Raw genomic sequence first — 18,815 nt, 5'->3', positions numbered from 1 at the left:
AATTACAGGGAGCCGACGCTCGCTGAGCTACTGACCAAGTGCATGGTGACTTGGAATCTGGGGGCTGATCGCATCGCATTGACTGCTGAAGCAAACCCGCCCAGTTGTGAACAGGTATTTTTCAAGGATGGCGCTCGCTACAGGGTCGTCGCGGTGTGCGGCCCCTACAGCTACCGCTGGGCTGACGTCCTTCTAGTGAGGATGGAGGGCGAACCATGCGCGTAGCCCTCAAGGAGAAGAAGGCGCCCCGGGCGAAGAAATGCCGAGTTGCAGAGTGCAGGGCCTCTTTCGTCCCTGCGCAGCCGTTTCAAACCTGGTGCTCGCCTGACTGCGCCGTGACGATCCTGCGTCAGCGACAGGAGAAGCAGCGCAAATCGTTTGCCCAGCGCGAGCGCCGGGAGATCAAGGTCCGCAAGGAGAAGTTGAAGACCAGGGCTGACCACCTGCGCGAAGCCCAGGCCGCGGTGAACGAGTACGTGCGCCTGCGTGATGCGTACCTGCCGTGCATCAGCTGCGACTCGATGCCGAACGACAACGACCTCATGACCGGCAGCCGCTGGGACGCCGGCCACTACCGATCCGTCGGCGCATGTCCGGAGCTGCGTTTCGAGCCACTGAACATCCACCGTCAGTGCGTGAAGTGTAATCGCAATCTATCCGGCAATGCCGTTGAGTATCGCATCCGCCTGGTGCTGCGCATTGGTGCCGACCAAGTGGCCTGGCTCGAAGGGCCTCATGAGCCCCGCAAGTACACCGTGGAAGAAATCAAGGCCATCAGGGCCGAATACCGGGCCAAGACCCGCGAACTGAAGAAGGGGCAGGCAGCATGATCTATCGCAACGTGATTTCCGCAGTGGTCCGGGCCCTGGCCGCAGAGACCATCAACTCGGCCGGCGGTTGTGATTTCGAGCCGAAGGTCCAGTGCGTCAAGCAGAAGGGGGAGATTGTCGGCAAGGAAGCTGCGTTCCTGATTGATTGCTGGGTGTTCGGTCGGCTACACAAGACTCTGGCCCCGGCGCACTGGCGCGCCCTGGTGGCGAAGTACTCAACCCACGACGAGCGCAAGCATGGTGCAATCCTGGAGCTGTTGAATTCGGTTCAGTCACCAGCGCCACAACGGTTCCGCGAGTGCGCCATTCTGACTTGGGCCATCCCTCAGGTGGCTGGTGCAGAGGGCAAGCGGTCGGCAACCGTGCTCCCAGCAGCCTGGTACGACATCACGAACTGGGACAACGACGGGAAGCCAGAATCCACCCGGTACCGGTGGCGGTCGAACATCCGGAAGGCTTTGGACGATCAAGTCAACGAGGCGCTTACCGCCGCGCAGGAACTGCTGGATGCGGAGGGGCTGATCGAAAGTTGCGCGGCGTAGCAAAAAGCCATTGCAATGAGTGAGAAAGTGAGAGAGTATTTATCCATCCTGTCGATCTTGCGCGTTGCGGATTGACAAAACTTCTCCCTGGAGCAGCGGCATCCGTTGTTGTGGCTGGAGTCGTAGCCGGCACCGTTGGAATCATGGCATTAGTGGCTGTATACATGCTTTATCTCAAGGTGCAAGAGCCGACCGTAGCGGCCTCGACTACGAAGGAGGATAACGAGATGGTAAAAAAAACCGATTTGGCGTTTCTCAACACGATTCACGCTACCGGTGCCGGTCTCGTCTCCAGCCTCATCATTGCCGGTCTGATTCGAGCCTAGCGGCTCACCGAGCCCCGCCAAGTGCGGGGTTATTTTTAAGCCCGCCCTGTGCGGGTTTTTTATTGCCTGAGATTTACCTGTTGCCAGGACAGCCTTCTGGGCAGCCTGGACGCGGTATAGCCGGAAGTCACGCGTCACGAAAGAACACCGGCAGCCCGCGCACTCTGTTCACATCTGACTTCCAGAGTGGCGCGAGACAGGAGCAGCGAGATCGATGCAAAGGGGTGTCGACGGTGCGAAGGTCTTTGGCGGACCGAGGGGAAAGACCCTCACATCATGCGGATGAATGCGCAGGCTGATGCGCTAATCAGGTGAACGAGATCCCCGCCGGTCCGTGATGCGGCACATTAGTGCCGGTCGCATCTGCTGCGGTTAGGTTGCCGAGCATTTCGGCAAGCTGGTCAGGGGGTAGCCGCGTAAGCGGAGGAAGTAAAACGAGGCGCCGGTACGCGCCTATCGTCACTAAGCCGGAGATCAGCGCCGGCCATCCGCACCTATTCAGGCTGCCTCGACAGACAGCGTTATGCGTTTGCCAAGTGCAGCGAGGGCTTTCTCGATCGCTTCCATCTTGGAGGTATGGAGAAAGTCCACCAGGCGATCGCCCTGGGTCTGGGCAACGCCCAGCAGGCGGCACAGGTCGGCCTTGCGCATATCCCGCGCCATCATTTCGTTCCACAGCGCGATCTTCGCAACGGTCACCGCTGGCAGGTGAACTACGTGCTCGCCATCCTGGGGAGCAGACGCAGAAGGAATCGCCTGGCGCTGATCGACATACAGCGACAGAGTCGTCTCGATAGCATCCATCGCCTCACGGATCGCATGCTCGACGTCATCGCCGAAGCTGTTCATCTCTGGCAGGTCCCGGCAGAAGACGGCCACACCGGTGGCATCCTGTTCAAATCGAATTGCAAAGTCGTACATGGTCACTCCTCGGAGGTGATCGTTCAGCTTGCAGAATGGCGAAGGGGGCCCTTAGAGCCCCAGTTGTTTAATGATCGCCTTGCGGGTCGGTTCCGGCATTTCCTTGGAGCCGTGATCCGCAAAGGTTGTCTTGTTGCCGCTAGGGGCGGTGACTTTGAAGTGGCTTCCTTTGCCTGCTTCGAAGGTCACCCCTTGGGCCTTCAACCATCGTCTGAACTCGCTGAACTTCATCACCTCGCCTCGTTGTTTGGATGAGTCCAGTATACAACAGATATGTGGTAATACAACAGTTTTGTTGTATTCGATTAGTACCTATTCAGGGCCTCGACATTGATGGGGCCTTTTCGTATTCGGCTCCCCACACCCATTGCCCCAAGCTGGGAGTGCAGCGGATGCCGACCTATTCAGTCATGCCCACGGAGTCGAGCGCATGGAGTATCTACAGCGCCTGCTCGACAAGATCGACAGGTTCGAATTGGTGATTGCGGGCCTCATTGGTGCCGTGGTCGCGAGCTGGTGGCACAAGGACGACTTGTCCGACTGGCGAGCCTGGATGGTGTTCCTGATCACTGGGGTTGCCTGCTCGCTGTACCTGACAAGCATGGTCAGCACCTACTTGAACGTCACCGAGCCAAAGATCGTTGCCGGTATCGGCTTTCTGCTGGGCACCTTCGGCGGTTCTCTTCTGGCTGCCATCAACCGGGCAATCAAAGCCGCTGATCTCTGGGCGCTTATTCGCCAGCGGTTCGGGGGAGGCAATCCACCATGAATCTTGAACTGATTAACTCCATCGCCTGCGGCTTGATTGCCTTGTGGGCGACCTGGTGTGTCCTCAGTGGCCGGGTGCGGGATGGGATCCTGGGCAAACTGATCTACTCGGCGGTCGCCATCAGCGGCTTTGTGGTGATGACACGTAGCCAGAATGTCTTCTTCGGCCCGACCACGGCCGGCCTGACGCTGCACATGTCCCTGGCGCTTGCCGGGCTGCGCCACATCTTCATGGTTATCTGGTGGCAGCGGGTGAAGGCCTGGCTCTGCCGCACGATGAACTGCGAGCACTGTTTGGGCTGTGACAAGGCCCCGGGCGGAATCGAGCGTCGAGCCAAGTGAGTCGCGACACATTTTGCGAATCAGCAAAATTGTGTCGCGATACCTGAAAGCGAAACGAACTGTCCGCAACTCCCCGATTTGATCGGTCTGAACTTCCACGGGTTCCGACCAATCTGGCCGGCCGATTTGGGTGGCAGCCCCTACAGATCAGAAAGGGGCACGGTTCGATACGATATGAGTTAATTGTTTAAGGGCATCCGAGTACTTTGTCGCCTTCACTCCAGCTTCGGGTGAGCCTGCCAGCGGGCTAGGGCCATGAGTAAAGTTGTTGAGTGTGGTGTTGATTTCTCCCTTTGCGCCGCCTGCACCTGGGGTGTACCACAGATCGACATTGTGATTGTTGCGCACGACTGTCTCAAACAACAGCGTGATCAAGTCGCCGGGGTTTTCGTAACTGAAACCGTCGTCATCTGTGAGGTATAGGTCTTTAATCGCGGGGAGCGGAGCGCGGTAGCGGGTCTGGGCGATGGATCGAACCACATCGAGCATTGTTTTAATGTCTTCTTGGCTCCCAGATTGAAGGTTGTAAAACCGCAATTCTTTGTCTTTCAGCAGCTCAGTTGCGTGATCGAGAACATTTTTCACTATCAGATCCTCAGGATTGGATCCATATCAATACCGGCAACGCGCCACTATTTCAATCCCGCCGTTAGGCGTACCTGGGACAATCTATGAAAATCAAGCAACCCGACTGGGAGGCGATCGAACGAGCCTACCGGGCGGGTTCGCTTTCCATAAGAACCATCGCTGAGCGCCACGGCGTGAGCGACACCGCGATCAGGAAGAAAGCCAAAGCCCTTGGATGGGCGAGAGACCTTTCTGACCAAGTGCGCAAAGAGGTTCGCAGCAAGCTGGTTCGCGGAGAGGTTCGCAACGACCAAGGCGCGAACTGCGAACTGGATGCCGAGATCATCGAAGAGGCTGCCGAGGAGGGCGCCCGGGTGGTTCGCAGCCACCGCCGCGACATCCGCAAGGCAACGATCCTTGCGAACCTGCTGATGGATGATCTGATGACCACCATCCAGCGCCGCGAAGAGATTGAAGACGCGATCGAGGATGAAACCTCTGAGGACAACAATGGGATGCGCCGGGCCTCTATGCTCGCCGCCGTGGCGCTGCCAAGCAATTCCAAGACGCTGTTCCAGCTTTCCTCTGCAATGAAGAATCTGCAGGTCCTGGAGCGCCAAGCATTTGGCCTGGACGAGAAGGAGAAGACGGACGACGCCGACGAACTCTCGAAGATGATGGACGAACTATCGAAGGACGCCTGACATGAAGCCCGAGCACATGAAGCTGCTCCGGGATAAGCGCTGGCGGTTGAACAATCTCTACTTCATCACCGACAAAGCGGGCAAGAAGGTCCGCTTTCGGATGACGGACGAGCAGATCGAATATTTCGACGGGATGCACACCCGGAACATCATCCTGAAGGCTCGCCAGCTCGGCTTCACCACTGAGTGCTGCATCATTCAGCTCGACGCCGCTCTTTTCGAGTCAGCCAAGTGCGCACTGATCGCCCACACCCTGAACGACGCCAAGCGCCTGTTCCGGGAGAAGGTGAAGTACGCCTACGACAACCTGCCGAAAGAGATCCGCGCCGCGAACCCTGCGAGCAACGATGCTGCCGGCGAATTGGTGTTCAGCAAAGGCGGCTCGATCTACGTCAGTACCTCGTTCCGGGGTGGTACGCTGCGCTACCTGCACGTTTCCGAGTTCGGGAAGATCTGCGCAAAGTTTCCGCACAAGGCCCGTGAGATCGTCACCGGCGCCTTCGAGGCCGTGGCCACTGACTGTTTTGTCACGATCGAGTCCACGGCGGAGGGTCGAGCCGGCTACTTCTTCGATTACTCACAGAACGCCGAGAAGCAGCAGTTGTCCGGTACGCCCCTGGGCAAGCTGGACTGGAAGTTCTTCTTTTTCAGCTGGTGGAAGAACCAGGCCTACTGGCTCGACCCGGCCGAGGCGGTCGTCCCGCAGCGTCTGACTGGCTATTTCAGCGAGCTGGCAGCCAAGCACGGTATTGTCACGAACCCGGGCCAGCGCGCCTGGTATGCGGCCAAGGAAAAAAACCTGGGCGACGACATGAAGCGGGAATACCCGTCGATCCCGGCTGAAGCCTTCCAGCAGTCGATGGAGGGCGCTTATTACGCCAAGCAATTCACCAAACTCTACGCGGCCCAGCGCATCGGCGTGCTGCCCGACAACAGCCATCTGCCCGTGCACACGATATGGGACATCGGCGTCGGCGACTCAACAGCCATCTGGTTCGTTCGGATCGTCGGCGAGGAATACCACGTCATCGACTTCTACGAGAACAGCGGCGAAGGCCTGCGGCACTACATGAAGGTGCTCAAGGATCGCAAGTACACATATGGCGATCACTGGGGGCCGCACGACATCGACAACCGTGAGTTCGGTAGCGACGGCAAGACCCGCCGTGAGTTGGCCCGCGAGGGCTACGAGATCGACGGGCAGAAATACAGCCTCAAGTTCAGCGTTGTTCCGAAGCTCGGCATCGACGAGGGCATTGAGCAGGTGCGGGAGATCTTGCCCGCCTGCGCCTTTGATGAATCCAAGTGCGAGCTGGGTATTTCCTGCCTGGAAAACTACCGAAAAGAGTGGGACGACAAGCGTGGCTGCTGGAAAGACAAACCACTTCACGACTGGTCATCGCACGGCGCGGACGCGTTCCGCTATTTCGCCGTCTCGATGGGCAGGCGCAAACGCACAGGCGGAACACGCCGAATTGGAGGCTTGGCCTGATGCCAGTGCAATCGACGAACCCAGACTACGACGCGCACATCGCCGAGTGGGAAATGATGGACGACGCCCTCGAAGGCGAGTGTGCCGTGAAGCGCAAGGAGCGCAATCTGCCCAAGCCGAGCGGCATGGTGGAGGCTGAAAAGCTCGACGGGGCGGGTAACAAGTACCTGTACCAGAACTACACCGACCGCGCTCAGTACGAGCACTGGGTGCGCGACTCGCTGCGTTCGATGATGGGTCTGGTCTCCCGGCTGATACCTGAAATCGAACTGCCCGGCGGCCTAAAAGGGCTGGAGGACAATGCCACGGCGGACGGCTTCGGGCTCAAGCAGCTGTTTTTCCGGATGGTGCGCCAGGCTATCTCCCACGGCCGGGTACCGCTTGTGGTGAACATCGATGATCGCGGCGAGCCGTACTTCTCGACCTATGCCACGCGCAACGCCATCAACTGGGACACTGCTGACCAAGGCGGCCGGCAGGACCTGGTCCTCTCGGTGTTCCGCGAATTCCGCAAAAAAGGTGGTGATCGCTACAGCCATGATTGCGATACGGTATTCCGCGAGTTCTTCATGGAGAACGGCACCTGCCGCACCGCCGTTCGAAACGAAGGTGGTGAGCTGGTCGAGGACGAAAAGCCCCTGGGGACCACGGGCACCGACAACCGGCTGATCAAAGGCCTTGGGTACCTGCCGGTGATCTACTGCGGATCCACGGACAACTCGCCGGAAGTCGACGAGGTGCCGCTACTAACTATGGCGCGTGCCGCACTGAAGTCCTACCAGCTCAGTGCCGATTACTTCACCGCTCTCCATCAGACCAGTCACCCGCAACCGTGGGTTTCTGGGCTGGATGAATCAGTGGAGTTGAGCGTGACCGGGCCGTCGGCCGCGTGGGATCTCGGGCCGAGCGGGCAGTGTGGCTATCTGGAGTTCCAGGGCGCCGGAATTGAAGCCGTGCGCAAGGCCATGGACGACCAGAAGAACGCCGCTCTTGAAGCTGGCGCCAAGGTCATGGACGTGAGCGGCACGGAGTCGGGTGAGGCGCGCAAGACCCGCCAGAACGATCAGCACGCAACATTGCACAGCGTTGTCGTCACGGTTGCCGAGGCGCTGGAGCAGGGACTTCGATACGCCGCCGAGTGGAAAGGATACGACCCCAAGCAAGTCAAGTTCACGGTTAACCCTGAGTTCGTAACGCCAGTGGTTGACGCCCAGGTGCTTGCCGAACTGCTCAAGGGTGTAATGGCTGGCACGATCAGCGCCGACACCTACTGGCAGTACCTGACCACCGGCAAGTTGCCGGAGCGCCCCTATGACGAAGAGGCCGAGTTGATCAGCGATGAGCGCGAGTCGGCCGGCATCAACTTGGACAAAGAAGATGTCGACGGCAAACCTGGAACAGGCGGACAGCCAACTGCTGGAGCAGACGACCCGTCACTCGGTGATGATCGAACGGCTTAAGGCTGGCGAGGTCAGGAAATTCGAGAAGTACCTGCGCCAGATTGACAAGTTGGTGCGGGACCAGTTGACCCGCAAAGAGCTGACCACCTACAGCCGAGACCGGCTTGAGCAGTTCCTGGCCCGTGTGGACGGCAAGCTGCTGGAGATCTACAAGGCCTATGGCGACCTGGTGCAAGCTGACCTGGTGGACATCGCCCTGTATGAGTCGGCCTTCGAGGCAAACAGCCTGAGCAATGCGCTCTCCATTGACGCGGTGGTGCCGAGTAACACGGTGATTCGCGCTGCGGTGTTCTCGTACCCGCTGCAGGTGAAGGGTATCGACAGCGGTAAGCTGCTGAAGAGCTTCCTCAGCGGCTGGACGCGCACGGAGACGATGCGCGTCACGAACACTATTCGGCTAGGCTTCGGCCAGGGCCAGACGAACGCCCAGATCATTCAGGCGATACGTGGCACCGCGGCGCAAAACTTCACCGACGGCATCCTGGCAGTTAGCAATCGCAACGCGGCCTCTGTAGTGCAGACAGCAATCCAGCATGTGGCCACGACGGCACGGATGGAAACGCTGAAAGCCAATAGCGACGTGGTGCTGGGCTACCGCTGGGTATCGACGCTGGACCGCAAGACTTCGCAGCAGTGCAAGGGCCTCGACGGGATGCGTTTCGACCTGGGCAAAGGTCCGCTGCCGCCGGCGCACATCAACTGCAGGTCAACCACGGTGCCAACCACCAGGCTTTCGGAGATGTTCGCCAAGGACGCCACGCGCGCCTCAGTGGGTGATAACGGCGGGGCCCAGGTAGACGCCAGCCTGAATTATTACGAATGGTTGGCAACCCAGCCGGCGGGCTTTCAGGATCATGCATTGGGTCCGGTTAGAGGGAGGCTCTTTCGCAATGGCGGTCTGACGCCGGAGAAGTTTGCCAAGCTGCAGCTCGATAAGTCGTTCAAGCCGCTGACACTGGCCCAACTCAAAGAGCTGGAGCCTGACATGTTCATCCGTGCAGGCGTTACACTCGGCGCTCAACCAGGCTGAGCACCCTATGCTGATCATTGTCGAGGATGGAACAGGAAGGCCAGGCGCCAATAGCTTCGTGCCCTTGGAAAAGCTGGTCTTTTACCGCGATTATTATGGCTTTCCGCTTCCTGCTGGCGAAAACGAGCAGAAGGCGTTGCTATTGCGGGCTGCTGCCGATATGAACGCCATGGAATGGAAGGGCGTCAAGACACGGGAGTCGCAGCCGATGGCCTGGCCCAGGCGTCACTGCAGGGTTGGATTGGAAATCCTGTCTGAAACGTTTGTCCCGTTTGAAATTGAGTGGGGTCAGTTGAGGCTTGCAGTAGAGCTGTATGCAGCAGACAACGGTTTCGGCATTCCCGAGCCCGCATTTGGCACCGAGAAAGACGGAGAGCGCGTGACATTGCTCCGCGGCAATCCCGGCGCCATGCTTCGACCTCCGCCGTATGCGCCGAGCAGGGCGCAGTTTGCTGATTACCTTGTGATGCGAGGCTTACAGGTCATTTACTCTCGGTAGCGACAGTGCCTTTATCTGGTTTTGGCTTGGGAAGCACGAACGGGAAATGCAGAGTTTTGCTTTCATAAAGTGTGGTCTCTTCGACGCACTTGCTTGAAATCGACTTATCAGCAATCAAGGGAGTTAAGGCCGTTATTGTCTCAGGGATTTTAGTGTCGGTTTCCTGTCCGATACTTGTGATCATTCCATTTGCTAAAGTTACATTTAGTTTGGCTGTTCCAAGCCCGCTTTTGAATTTCAGTGACCTTTTCTCTCCTGGGAGTGTGACTGCGGTTACGCTTTGCGAGCAATCTGCTTTGTTTGATACCAGTAGATAGGGAACTGGGTCGTAATAGGTAAGTCCGTCTTTCCCTAGGTCGATACCTGCACAGCCCATAAGCGCTGCTGAGCCACCCAGTGCTACGAAGCCTTTTATGATGGTTTTCATGCTTGTCTTCCTGCTTGAGCCGAAATGGCCACCTGGGAAGTGTAGTTAGAGTTTAAGACTTATGTCGGCTATTAATCGCAGCGAACTGACACGTTAATTTTTCCTAAATAATTATTTGCGCCTCGACTATGTCGGGGCTTTTTTATGCCTGCAAAGCGGGCCGACCAAACCCAAGGGGTGCACCAAGTGGCAGACGAAAACCAGATTGATCTTGAAGACCCGGCAGTCAAATCCGCGATCGCCGAAGCGGTGGAAGCGGCCACTCTGGGTCTGAAGAACAAAAACACCGAGCTGCTTGGCTCGCTCAAAACGACCAAAACTGAGCTGGAAGGCTTCAAAACCCAGTTCGAAGGGCTGGACATCAATGCGGTGAAGGCCCTGCTCACCAAGGTGGGCCAGGACGAGGAGACCCGTCTGCTGGCGGAAGGCAAGCTCGACGAGGTCATCACCCGTCGTACCGAGCGCCTGCGCACCGACTACGACACCAAGCTGGCCGCCGAGAAGGCCCGCGCCGACAAGGCTGAGCAGTTCGCAGCCAAGTACAGCGACAAGGTGCTGGCCGATTCGATCCGCGCTGCCGCCATCAAGGCCGGTGCGCTTCCCGAGGCCGCCGAGGACATCATCCTGCGCGCCAAGGGCACGTTCAAACTCAGCGACGACGGTGAGGCGATCGCTACCGACCGTGATGGCGAGGTCATCTACGGCAAGGACGGCAAGACGCCTCTGTCCCCGCTCGAATGGGCGGAATCGCTGCGTGAAACGGCAACACACCTCTGGCCAAGGGCTCAGGGTGCCGGGCAGACCGGCGACAACGGTGGCAAGGCCACGAAGAAGTGGGGTGAGTACACGGAAATCGAACGCGCTGCGATCGCCCGTGACAACCCCGAGCTGTTTAAGAAAATCCAGGCCACCAAAGGAACCTAATTCATGGCAACTACCCAACTGACCGACATCTTTGTCGGTGACTACTATGCCTCGCTGGAGCCGGTAAACAGCCCGGAAAAAACCGCTGTTTACGAGTCGGGCATCGTGACTCGCTCGCCTGTGCTGGATGCAATCGCCTCCGGCAGCCAGGGCACCGCCGAAATCAGCTACTGGCAGGATCTCAATGCTGATGAAGCGCCGAACATCAGCAATGATGACCCGAACGACCAAGGCGAAGTCGGCAAAGTCACCCAGGACAGCATGCGTGCCCGCGTCCTGTACCTCAACAAAGGTTACGGAGTGGCTGACCTGACTGCTGAACTGGCGAACAGCGAGCCTCAGCAGCAGATCCGCAACCGCTTCGGCACCTACTGGACCCGCCAGTGGCAGCGTTACACCCTGGGTGCGGCTCGCGGCATCATCGCCTCGAACATCGCGAACAACGGCGGCGACATGGTCATCGACGCGGGCGCGACCATCAGCGCGAATGCGTTTCAGGACGCCGCGTTCACCGCCGGCGATGCCGCTGACCAGTTCGGCGCGATCGGCGTGCACTCGGTGGTGATGAACCAGATGGTCAAGCAGGACCTCATCGAGTACCTGCGTGACTCCGACGGCAAGATCATCCTGGCCACCTACCTCGGCAAGCCGGTGTTCATGGACGACGCCCTGGTGTACGGTGCAGGCAAGTACCTGTCCGTGTTCTTCGGCCAAGGCGCTTTCGGCTACGGCGAGGGCACGCCGAAGGTGCCGGTAGAGCTGGAGCGCAAGCCTGGTGGCGGTAACGGCGGTGGCGCCGAAGTGCTGTGGGAGCGGAAGACCTACATCCTCCAGCCCGCCGGCTTCAGTTGGAAGGGCTCCGAGGCTCAGAACCTCAGCCCGACCGCGACCCAGTACGCCGCTGCTGCCAACTGGCAGCGGGTGTTCAGCCGCAAGCAGGTTCCGTTCGCCGCTGTGATTAGCGGTACCACCACGCCGTAACTCGGCCCACACAGCCAGGCGCCCTTATGGCGCCGGGATGCTTTTGAGGTGACTCATGAAAGTGATCTACACGGACAAGCCGGGCAAAGAGCGCGGCGTGTGCTACCGCCTGCTGAGCGAGTTTTTCGGCGTCATTGGCTCCGCCACTGAGGTGGTCGTCGATGGTGATGCACCGGATATCTTCGATGCCTACCAAGCAGCCGGCATCAAGGTTTCCGATGGCAAGGAGCAGGAAACCCCGGAGACCGACCCTCTGAAAATGAAGGTCCCGGAGCTGAAAGAGTGGCTGACCGGCAAGGGCATCGCCTTCGACGCGACCGCCAAGAAAGAAGACCTGCAGGCCCTGGTGCCAGCGGAATAAGGACAAGCACATGACCGACTTCATCACCGTTGCCGATGTTGATGCTTCGCTGGGTCCTGGCTGGGCCGGCACCGGTGATCCGGTCCTTGCTGTGACCATGGCCAACGCCTGGCTCACAGCCAAGATTAAGCGGGCTGTTCCTGATCCGGTCCCTACCGAGATCAAAACAGCCGGTGCCCAGGTCGCCAAAGAGGCGGCGGCGGGCAAGCTGTACACGTCCACACAGAAGGAAGTGCAGAGCAAGACGGTTTCAGCGCAGTCCGGCACCTCTGTGAGCAAGACCTATGTGGCCGGCTCTACTGATCAGTCGGCGGGTGTGAACTTCGCCTTGGCGCTGCTGGAGCCTTGGATCAAGCGTTCCGGCGTGATGATGCTGAAAAGGATCTGATCATGGGTATGCGCGAAGAGATTCAGGCTGAAATGGCTGAGGCGTTCGATGATCCCGACGGCCTGGCTGACGCAGTCCAGCCGGTGGTGGGCGTGCGGATGGTTCCCGGTGAGTATGACCCCGACTTGGGCGGCGAGACGCCGGAGACCACCGTCATGTACATGGGACGAGGTGTCTTGGGTAGCTACTTGTCCAAGGAAATCGACGGCTCCCTGGTCCAAACCACCGACAAGAAGCTACTGGTGCTGCAAAACGAGCTGTTCGTTTCGGAGGTTGGCGTGCCGACTGCGGTGCCTGCCGCGCCGGCCATCGGCGATATCGTCAACGGCATGCGTGTGATGGATGTGTCTGCCGATTCTGCTGACGCGACGTGGACAGCGCAACTGAGGAAATGACATGGCCGCACAATCCGGCAGCTTCGCCCTGAGCCTCGCCGAGTTCGCCGCCCAGACCGGTGAAGCAATCGACGCCAGTGTGCGCGAAATCATCATCGAGGTTGGCACAAGCCTGATCCGCATGTCTCCCGTGGGTAACCCGGAGATATGGGCTCAGAACCCTGTGGCGACCCAGTACAACAAGGCTGTCGACGACCACAACGCCGCTCTGCGCAGTGACCCGGCCAATCTCACCAAGGGCGGCAGGCTAAAAAAAGGCCGCAAGCTCAACGACGGCATGGACGTCAAGGCACCCGAGGGATACGTCGGTGGGCGGTTCCGTGCGAACTGGCACATCTCGCTTGGCGTAGTCGAGAACGTCACCTTTGACGAGGTGGACCCGAGCGGCGTCGAGACTAACGCCGCTCTGGTGGCTGCGATGAGCGACTTCACCGCAGGCCAGATGGCATACATCATCAACGATTTGCCCTACGCGATCCCGCTGGAGTTCGGCCATTCCACCCAGGCCCCCGGCGGCATGGTGCGGGTCACCGTGGCGCGTTTCCAACAGATCGTGCTGGAAGCTGTCAGGAACAACCAGGTATGAGCCACGCAATCATCGCCTCGATCTACGAGGCCAAGCTCATCGCCTGGAACAATGCCAGGCCGCAAAAGTTGAAGATCGTGTTCGAGAACATGGCCTACACCCCGGCAGCGGATGAAACCTACTTGCGAGCGTTCACGATCCCCGGCGATACCGCGAGCAACACGCTGGGCGGCGACCACCGTCTGTTCACTGGTGTGTTTCAGGTGAGCATCATCGCGCCGGCGGGCACCGGCAAGACCAAGACGAATCCCATTGCCGACGAGCTAATCGGACTTTTCCCCCTCTACGTGCGGGATACCAAAAACGGTTTTGTCGTCACGCCAATGACCCCGGTAGAGATGGGCCCAGGCATCACGGGCGATTCAACCTACACCGTACCGCTATCGTTCTCATACCGGTCCGACACCACTCCATAACCCGCCCGTTGGGCAAATCCTGGACCCGCCTTTGAGCGGGTTTTGTCATTTCTGCAAAGAGGAAAACCCATGTCTGTTTATTTCCCCAACGGGGCAACACTCTCGATTTCCACCGGATTCGCTGCCGCCAAGCTGATTTCTTCAATCAGCAACGCGAACCCTGGTGTCGCTACCAGCGCTGCAAACGGCTTTGCCAATGGAGATATCCTTCTGATCACCTCCGGCTGGGAGGACATCAATGAGCGAGCCGTCCGTGTATCCAACGCGGCCGCAGGCGCATTCACCCTGGAAGGCATCGATACATCCAATGTTGCTTTCTTCCCGGACGGCATCAGCGGCGGTACTGCCAAGAAAGTTACCGGCTGGGTAGCCGTCAACCAGGTGATCGGCAACTCCATATCCGGCGGCGAGCAGCAGTACTGGACTTATGCGCCGCTAGAGGCGCGTCGCGACAAGCAGATCCCGACCACCAAAAATGCGCAGGCGTTCGCCTTCCAACTGGCCGACGACGACAGCCTGGCCTGGTACGAAGAGCTCGATAAGGCCGATCGCGAAAAGGAAGTGCGGATCCTGCGCATGTCGCTGCCCAACGGCAAAACGATCTACTACGCCGGCTACGCCTCTTTCAACAAAACCCCAACGCTGGTGCGAAACGAAGGCGCGGCAGTCTCCTTTGGCTTCACCATCAACGCTGAAATCACCGCGTATCGCGCGCCTGTGGCTGCCGGCGGCGGGGCTTAATCATGGCTAAGTTCAAGATTGCCCAAGCACCGACTTTCCCGGGTACGGTAATGATTCCCGTGGTTGGCCAAGATCCGGTGAAGGTTGAGTTCACCTTCAAATATCGGAACCGGATTGAGCTGGCGGCATTATTCGATGAGTGGAACCAGCGTCGTAAGGATGGTCTGGATCGGTTAGGCGACACGCCTACCGTGTCCGAAATTGTTGCTGTCGACACCGAAAACCAGATGCGGCAGATCAAGGATCTGGTTGTTGGCTGGGAGTTTGACGACGAGTTCAACGACGAGGGAATCAAGGCGCTGGTGACCTCGTGCCACGGAACAACCGAGGCTGTTGTAGATGCTTACCAAGCTGCTTACGCCAAGGCCCGCACGGGAAACTGATTCGCGCCGCCCGCGCCCTGTATGAGCCTCCTCCCAATGCGGAGCAGCTTGCCGCATTTGGCTGGGACGCTGAGGACGTAGAGGAAGAGTTTGAGATTTGGCCATGTCTTTGGTCTGCCTTCCTCCTGTTCAACAGGATGTCCACTCAATGGCGTGCCGGCGCCGGCGGCGCAATCGGCCTCGACTACAGCTGCATCCGCGACGTGGCCGGCTTCCTCGGCATCAAGAAGAAAAAGCTCGCTGAAATCTTCCCTGACCTGCAGGTGCTGGAAGGCGAAGCCCTGCGCGTCATGGCGGAGGAAAGGGAAAACCGCCCGTGACCACGGGCATTTATTCAAGGTGAGTCGATGAACATTGCAGAGCTCGGCGTCAAGATCGACTCGGCCGATGCAATCCAGGCAAAAACGAGCCTGGACGAAATGGCGAAGGCCGGTGGCCGGGCCGAGCAGTCCGCCGTTTCGCTGATGAACGAAATGCAGGCGCTGGAGAAGTCGCTGTCCACCAGCGCTAAAACCACCCAAGACCTGGCGAAACAGCGTGACGCGCTGGCGAAGCTGACAAGGACAGGCGCCTATGGAGAGGCTGAGGCCGCGAAGATCTCGGCGCAGCTCGACAAACAGCAGGTAGCCCTGGCCAAGTCGGCCATGGATGAGCAAAAGGCCCTGAACAGCCTGCTGGGCGCCATTGATCCTGCTCGCGCTGCGCTGGCCAAACTGGATACCCAAGTTGAGCAACTGGGCAAGCATCTCGACGAAGGGCGAATCAGCCAGGAACAGTACAACAGTGCCCTGAGCAAGATCGATAAGGACTACGAAAAGCTCGAAAGGACCGCTACCGGCTTCGACAAGCTGCGCCTCGGCACTCGGCAAGCTCAGGAGAATGTCGTACAGCTCGGTAATGCGCTTTCTTCCGGCGATTGGGGCAGTGGTGCGCGCGCCGTAGCCCAGTTGGGCGCCGGAGCAGGAGCGGGCGCTGCAGGGCTGCTCGCTATCCTTGTACCGCTAGCTCTCGCCACTGCGGCCGTCGGCGGTTTGGCCTATGCCTACCACAGGGGCAGCGAGGAGCAAGACACCTATAACAAGGCCCTGATCCTGACGGGGAATTTTGCTGGAAAAAGTGCTGCTCAGCTGGGGGATATGGCGCGCCAAGTTGGCGCAACCGACGGGACGACAGGGCAGGCTGCTGAAGTACTGGCCCTGCTGGCGGACAACGGCAAAATCGCAGGCGACAGCTTTCTCGGCATCACCCAGGCTGCAGTGTCGATGCAGGAAGCCACCGGCAAGGCTGCCAAGGAAACGGTCGCCGAGTTCGCAAAGATTGCTGACGACCCGGTGAAGGCATCGGCAGCGCTGAACGAGCAGTATCACTACCTGACGGCCTCGGTCTATTCGCAGATTGCTGCGCTGGAGAAGCAGGGCGACCACGCCGGTGCTGTGAAGCTGGCGACCGAGCAGTATGCCGACGCCATCAACGAGCGCACCCCACGGATCCTAGAGAACCTCAGCTTCTGGGAAAAGGGTTACAACGCAGTCGCTAGGGCGGCGGACAGCCTAAAGAATATCGGCCGGCCAGACCTCAATTCTGACATTGAGCAGGCTCGCCGCGATTTGGCCGGGGCGCAGTCCGGCGATGTTGGCTTGTTTCAGAACAAGCAAGAGATGATCGATCTCTATCAGAATCGTCTGAACATGCTGGAGGATCAGAAGGCTGCCCAAGCGGATATCGCCAAATGGGAGGGTGAGCAGGCTAAAGCCCAAGCCGACGCCATCTCGTCGATGGCAAAGGTCGATGCTCTCGCCAAGTCTGCGTGGACGAATGAGCAGAAGCGCAACGATGCGATCAAGGAGTACAAGCGGCAGCTCGAGGACATCCGTAAGGTCACACCCAACGACCCGCGCCTGAATCAGGCGGTAATTGACAAGAACCTGGCGAACATCAACGACCAATTCAAAGATCCGAAGGCCGCCGGAACCCAGGTCGATTTGACCGGTTTCAACAACGCCAAGAACAACTTGGCGGTCATCACCGAAGAGTACAAAAATGCCCAGAAGGAACTGGACGCGGAGCAGAAAGCAGGACTTGTTTCCCAGGCCGACTATGCGCTTAAGCGCGAAGCGCTGATCGGTAACGAGCGCGACGAGGTAACCGCTGCCTACGAGGCGGAGATTGCGGCTCTGAAGGCGGCCAAGGGCAAGAAGACCACGACTGCCGCGCAAAGCATTCAGTTGGATCAGAAGATCGCCGATGCGCGTGCTGGGATGGTCAAGGCGCAAAAGGATGCGGATAGCCAGCTTGAAGTGTTGGCGACCAATGAGACCGGGCGACTCGCCAAGCAAGAGAGGGCGATTAGTTCCTACGTCCAGGCGCTAGGCCAGCAACAGCGCGCCCTCGAACTGGCTGGTCAGCGTGCTGTGCTGGGCATAGGTCAGGGAGACCGTCAAAACGCGCTCAACAGTGAATTGAACAGCCAGCAAGACCGCTTCGCCCTGCAGGCTCTGGAACTTGAGAACCAGCGTTCCGACCCTTCGAGAAACATGTCGGATGAGGAGTTTGCTCGCAAGTCCCAGGCTCTCGCAGACGCGAACAAAAAAGCCACTGATCAAATCCGCCAGAACTATGCAGATGTTGAAGCCGCCCAGGGCGATTGGACGAAAGGCGCGACATCGGCGTGGGCCAACTACTTGGATTCGGCGCGCAACATTGCCGGCCAGACGAAAGCGTTGTTCGGTAACGCCTTCAGCTCGATGGAAGATGCCGTCGTCAACTTCGCGATGACCGGGAAGGGCTCGTTTTCGGATTTCACCAAGTCGGTGTTGGCGGACATGGCTCGGATTGCTACCAGGACGGCGGCTTCGGAAGGGTTGAGTGCGCTTTTCGGGCTGGCTGCATCCGCTGCTGGCTCCTACTTTGGCGGTGCTTCGTCCGCCGGTTCTACCCAGGCGGGATACTCCGGAGACCTATCAGGCTTTACCCCGGGCAGCATTCAGGCCAAGGGCGGCGCCTGGTCGGGCGGCGTGCAGATGTTTGCCAATGGCGCCGCATTCACCAACTCCGTGGTCAGCAAGCCGACAGCGTTCGGCATGGCTGGGGGCGGGATCGGGATCATGGGTGAGGCCGGGGAAGAGGCGATCATGCCTCTGACTCGCACGGCTGGCGGCCAGCTTGGCGTGCGAGCGGTAACTGGCGGGGGAGGAGGTAGCGGGGGGAACATGTACAACTTCCCGGTCGCTGTATCGGTCCAGACTTCTGGCGCTGGCGGCACAACCCAGGAGGACACAACCCAACTGGGCAAAGGCATCCAGCAAGCGGCCAAGGCTGAAGCAGAAACTGCGATTGCCAGAGGCTTGCAGCCAGGCGGCGCCATCTGGCGCGTTATCAATGGGAGGACCTGATGGCTATTGAAACGTTCACTTGGCTCACCCAGCGCGGCGACTCGCCAGAAATCACCTACCGGGTGCGGACCTCGCAGTTCGGGAGCGGCTACAAGCAGACGGCAGGCGACGGGCCGAACAACAAGGAAGACTCCTACCCGATAACGGTCATCGGCCAGAAGGCCGTGGCACTGGAGATCATGGGCTTTTTGGATCGGCACGCCGGCGCGAAGGCCTTCCTATGGACGACTCCGCTCGGCGAGCTGGGCCTGTTCACCTGCGTCAACCCTGTTCCGACCCCAATCGGCGGCGGGGTTTACAAACTCACCGCCACATTCAACCGGGCTTTCCAGCCATAAGG

Annotated in this window: 25 protein-coding genes; 21 read left to right on the top strand and 4 right to left on the bottom strand. The window is 59.2% G+C overall.

All coding sequences use genetic code 11. The features are described 5' to 3' along the window. Window positions 1–215: 215 nt before the first annotated feature. Complete coding sequence (locus tag AD664_RS25420) at window positions 216–830, top strand: recombination protein NinG (RefSeq protein WP_053151087.1); 615 nt, start codon at window positions 216–218, stop codon at window positions 828–830. Continuing rightward, on the top strand, window positions 827–1,372 hold the full coding sequence (locus AD664_RS25415; RefSeq protein WP_053151084.1) for a hypothetical protein: 546 nt from the start codon (window positions 827–829) through the stop codon (window positions 1,370–1,372). The genes AD664_RS25420 and AD664_RS25415 overlap by 4 nt, the downstream gene beginning before the upstream one ends. An 824-nt stretch (window positions 1,373–2,196) precedes the next feature. On the opposite strand, the gene AD664_RS25405 is transcribed toward AD664_RS25415, so the two are convergent. Both AD664_RS25405 and AD664_RS25400 read right to left on the bottom strand, forming a co-directional pair. Further along, window positions 2,197–2,619: a type II toxin-antitoxin system HicB family antitoxin gene (locus tag AD664_RS25405; RefSeq protein ID WP_053151079.1), complete on the bottom strand. Its 423-nt coding sequence runs from the start codon at window positions 2,617–2,619 to the stop codon at window positions 2,197–2,199. Window positions 2,620–2,670: 51 nt separating this feature from the next. Beyond that, complete coding sequence (locus AD664_RS25400) at window positions 2,671–2,850, bottom strand: type II toxin-antitoxin system HicA family toxin (RefSeq protein WP_053151076.1); 180 nt, start codon at window positions 2,848–2,850, stop codon at window positions 2,671–2,673. Window positions 2,851–3,049: 199 nt separating this feature from the next. On the opposite strand from AD664_RS25400, the gene AD664_RS25395 reads away from it, so the two are divergent. Together AD664_RS25395 and AD664_RS25390 are read left to right on the top strand one after the other, a co-directional pair. Next, the gene (locus tag AD664_RS25395) at window positions 3,050–3,388 is read left to right on the top strand and encodes a hypothetical protein (protein WP_053151073.1); all 339 of its coding nucleotides are present in this window, start codon (window positions 3,050–3,052) and stop codon (window positions 3,386–3,388) included. Beyond that, window positions 3,385–3,729: a hypothetical protein gene (locus tag AD664_RS25390; RefSeq protein WP_053151070.1), complete on the top strand. Its 345-nt coding sequence runs from the start codon at window positions 3,385–3,387 to the stop codon at window positions 3,727–3,729. Before AD664_RS25395 ends, AD664_RS25390 begins: the two co-directional genes overlap by 4 nt. 147 nt (window positions 3,730–3,876) lie before the next feature. On the opposite strand, the gene AD664_RS25385 is transcribed toward AD664_RS25390, so the two are convergent. Continuing rightward, a complete protein-coding gene (locus AD664_RS25385; protein WP_053151067.1) occupies window positions 3,877–4,314 on the bottom strand; it encodes a hypothetical protein in 438 nt (145 codons plus the stop codon). An 86-nt stretch (window positions 4,315–4,400) separates the two neighbouring features. On the opposite strand from AD664_RS25385, the gene AD664_RS25380 reads away from it, so the two are divergent. From AD664_RS25380 to AD664_RS25360, 5 genes are read left to right on the top strand one after another with little or no spacing between them, the layout of a single operon-like run. Beyond that, window positions 4,401–5,000 carry a hypothetical protein gene (locus tag AD664_RS25380; RefSeq protein ID WP_053151064.1) on the top strand — a complete coding sequence of 200 codons (600 nt, stop codon included), beginning with the start codon at window positions 4,401–4,403 and terminating at the stop codon, window positions 4,998–5,000. A gap of 1 nt (window position 5,001) precedes the next feature. After that, entirely contained in the window at window positions 5,002–6,492 is a 1,491-nt protein-coding gene (locus tag AD664_RS25375) for a terminase (RefSeq protein WP_053151061.1), read from the top strand. After that, the gene (locus AD664_RS25370) at window positions 6,492–7,952 is read left to right on the top strand and encodes a DUF4055 domain-containing protein (RefSeq protein ID WP_053151057.1); all 1,461 of its coding nucleotides are present in this window, start codon (window positions 6,492–6,494) and stop codon (window positions 7,950–7,952) included. The genes AD664_RS25375 and AD664_RS25370 overlap by 1 nt, the downstream gene beginning before the upstream one ends. Beyond that, window positions 7,870–8,982 carry a minor capsid protein gene (locus AD664_RS25365; protein ID WP_177330203.1) on the top strand — a complete coding sequence of 371 codons (1,113 nt, stop codon included), beginning with the start codon at window positions 7,870–7,872 and terminating at the stop codon, window positions 8,980–8,982. The genes AD664_RS25370 and AD664_RS25365 overlap by 83 nt, the downstream gene beginning before the upstream one ends. A gap of 7 nt (window positions 8,983–8,989) precedes the next feature. Beyond that, complete coding sequence (locus AD664_RS25360) at window positions 8,990–9,481, top strand: DnaT-like ssDNA-binding protein (protein WP_053151255.1); 492 nt, start codon at window positions 8,990–8,992, stop codon at window positions 9,479–9,481. Here AD664_RS25360 and AD664_RS27590 read toward each other — a convergent pair. Further along, complete coding sequence (locus AD664_RS27590; protein WP_157061602.1) at window positions 9,465–9,908, bottom strand: hypothetical protein; 444 nt, start codon at window positions 9,906–9,908, stop codon at window positions 9,465–9,467. The genes AD664_RS25360 and AD664_RS27590 overlap by 17 nt on opposite strands. A gap of 186 nt (window positions 9,909–10,094) precedes the next feature. Here AD664_RS27590 and AD664_RS25355 point away from each other — a divergent pair, with 186 nt between their 5' ends. The 12 genes from AD664_RS25355 (at window position 10,095) to AD664_RS25300 (ending at window position 18,813) form a co-directional block, all read left to right on the top strand. Then, on the top strand, window positions 10,095–10,832 hold the full coding sequence (locus tag AD664_RS25355; protein ID WP_053151252.1) for a hypothetical protein: 738 nt from the start codon (window positions 10,095–10,097) through the stop codon (window positions 10,830–10,832). A 3-nt stretch (window positions 10,833–10,835) separates the two neighbouring features. Next, entirely contained in the window at window positions 10,836–11,813 is a 978-nt protein-coding gene (locus AD664_RS25350; protein WP_053151051.1) for a major capsid protein, read from the top strand. 55 nt (window positions 11,814–11,868) lie between these two features. Then, window positions 11,869–12,174 (top strand): HeH/LEM domain-containing protein, encoded by a 306-nt coding sequence (locus AD664_RS25345; RefSeq protein WP_053151048.1) that lies wholly within the window; start codon window positions 11,869–11,871, stop codon window positions 12,172–12,174. Window positions 12,175–12,184: 10 nt separating this feature from the next. After that, the gene (locus AD664_RS25340; protein WP_053151045.1) at window positions 12,185–12,562 is read left to right on the top strand and encodes a hypothetical protein; all 378 of its coding nucleotides are present in this window, start codon (window positions 12,185–12,187) and stop codon (window positions 12,560–12,562) included. Window positions 12,563–12,564: 2 nt separating this feature from the next. Continuing rightward, a complete protein-coding gene (locus AD664_RS25335; protein ID WP_053151042.1) occupies window positions 12,565–12,957 on the top strand; it encodes a hypothetical protein in 393 nt (130 codons plus the stop codon). 1 nt (window position 12,958) lies between these two features. After that, window positions 12,959–13,543, top strand: a complete 585-nt coding sequence (locus tag AD664_RS25330; RefSeq protein ID WP_053151039.1) for a hypothetical protein — start codon at window positions 12,959–12,961, stop codon at window positions 13,541–13,543. Then, complete coding sequence (locus AD664_RS25325; RefSeq protein ID WP_053151036.1) at window positions 13,540–13,959, top strand: phage tail terminator-like protein; 420 nt, start codon at window positions 13,540–13,542, stop codon at window positions 13,957–13,959. Before AD664_RS25330 ends, AD664_RS25325 begins: the two co-directional genes overlap by 4 nt. Window positions 13,960–14,028: 69 nt before the next feature. After that, window positions 14,029–14,700 (top strand): phage tail tube protein, encoded by a 672-nt coding sequence (locus tag AD664_RS25320; protein ID WP_053151033.1) that lies wholly within the window; start codon window positions 14,029–14,031, stop codon window positions 14,698–14,700. Between the two features lie 2 nt (window positions 14,701–14,702). After that, window positions 14,703–15,083: a phage tail assembly chaperone gene (locus AD664_RS25315; RefSeq protein ID WP_053151031.1), complete on the top strand. Its 381-nt coding sequence runs from the start codon at window positions 14,703–14,705 to the stop codon at window positions 15,081–15,083. A 17-nt stretch (window positions 15,084–15,100) separates the two neighbouring features. Continuing rightward, the gene (locus AD664_RS25310; RefSeq protein WP_053151249.1) at window positions 15,101–15,403 is read left to right on the top strand and encodes a DUF1799 domain-containing protein; all 303 of its coding nucleotides are present in this window, start codon (window positions 15,101–15,103) and stop codon (window positions 15,401–15,403) included. Window positions 15,404–15,430: 27 nt separating this feature from the next. Then, on the top strand, window positions 15,431–18,475 hold the full coding sequence (locus AD664_RS25305) for a phage tail tape measure protein (protein ID WP_053151028.1): 3,045 nt from the start codon (window positions 15,431–15,433) through the stop codon (window positions 18,473–18,475). Beyond that, complete coding sequence (locus AD664_RS25300) at window positions 18,475–18,813, top strand: phage tail protein (protein WP_053151025.1); 339 nt, start codon at window positions 18,475–18,477, stop codon at window positions 18,811–18,813. The genes AD664_RS25305 and AD664_RS25300 overlap by 1 nt, the downstream gene beginning before the upstream one ends. Window positions 18,814–18,815: the final 2 nt, after the last annotated feature.

The organism is Pseudomonas sp. P97.38 (assembly GCF_001269745.1).
Taxonomy (GTDB): domain Bacteria; phylum Pseudomonadota; class Gammaproteobacteria; order Pseudomonadales; family Pseudomonadaceae; genus Aquipseudomonas; species Aquipseudomonas chlororaphis_E.
Note: the sequence above shows the minus strand (reverse complement) of the source record. Positions and strands in the feature narration are given on the sequence as shown.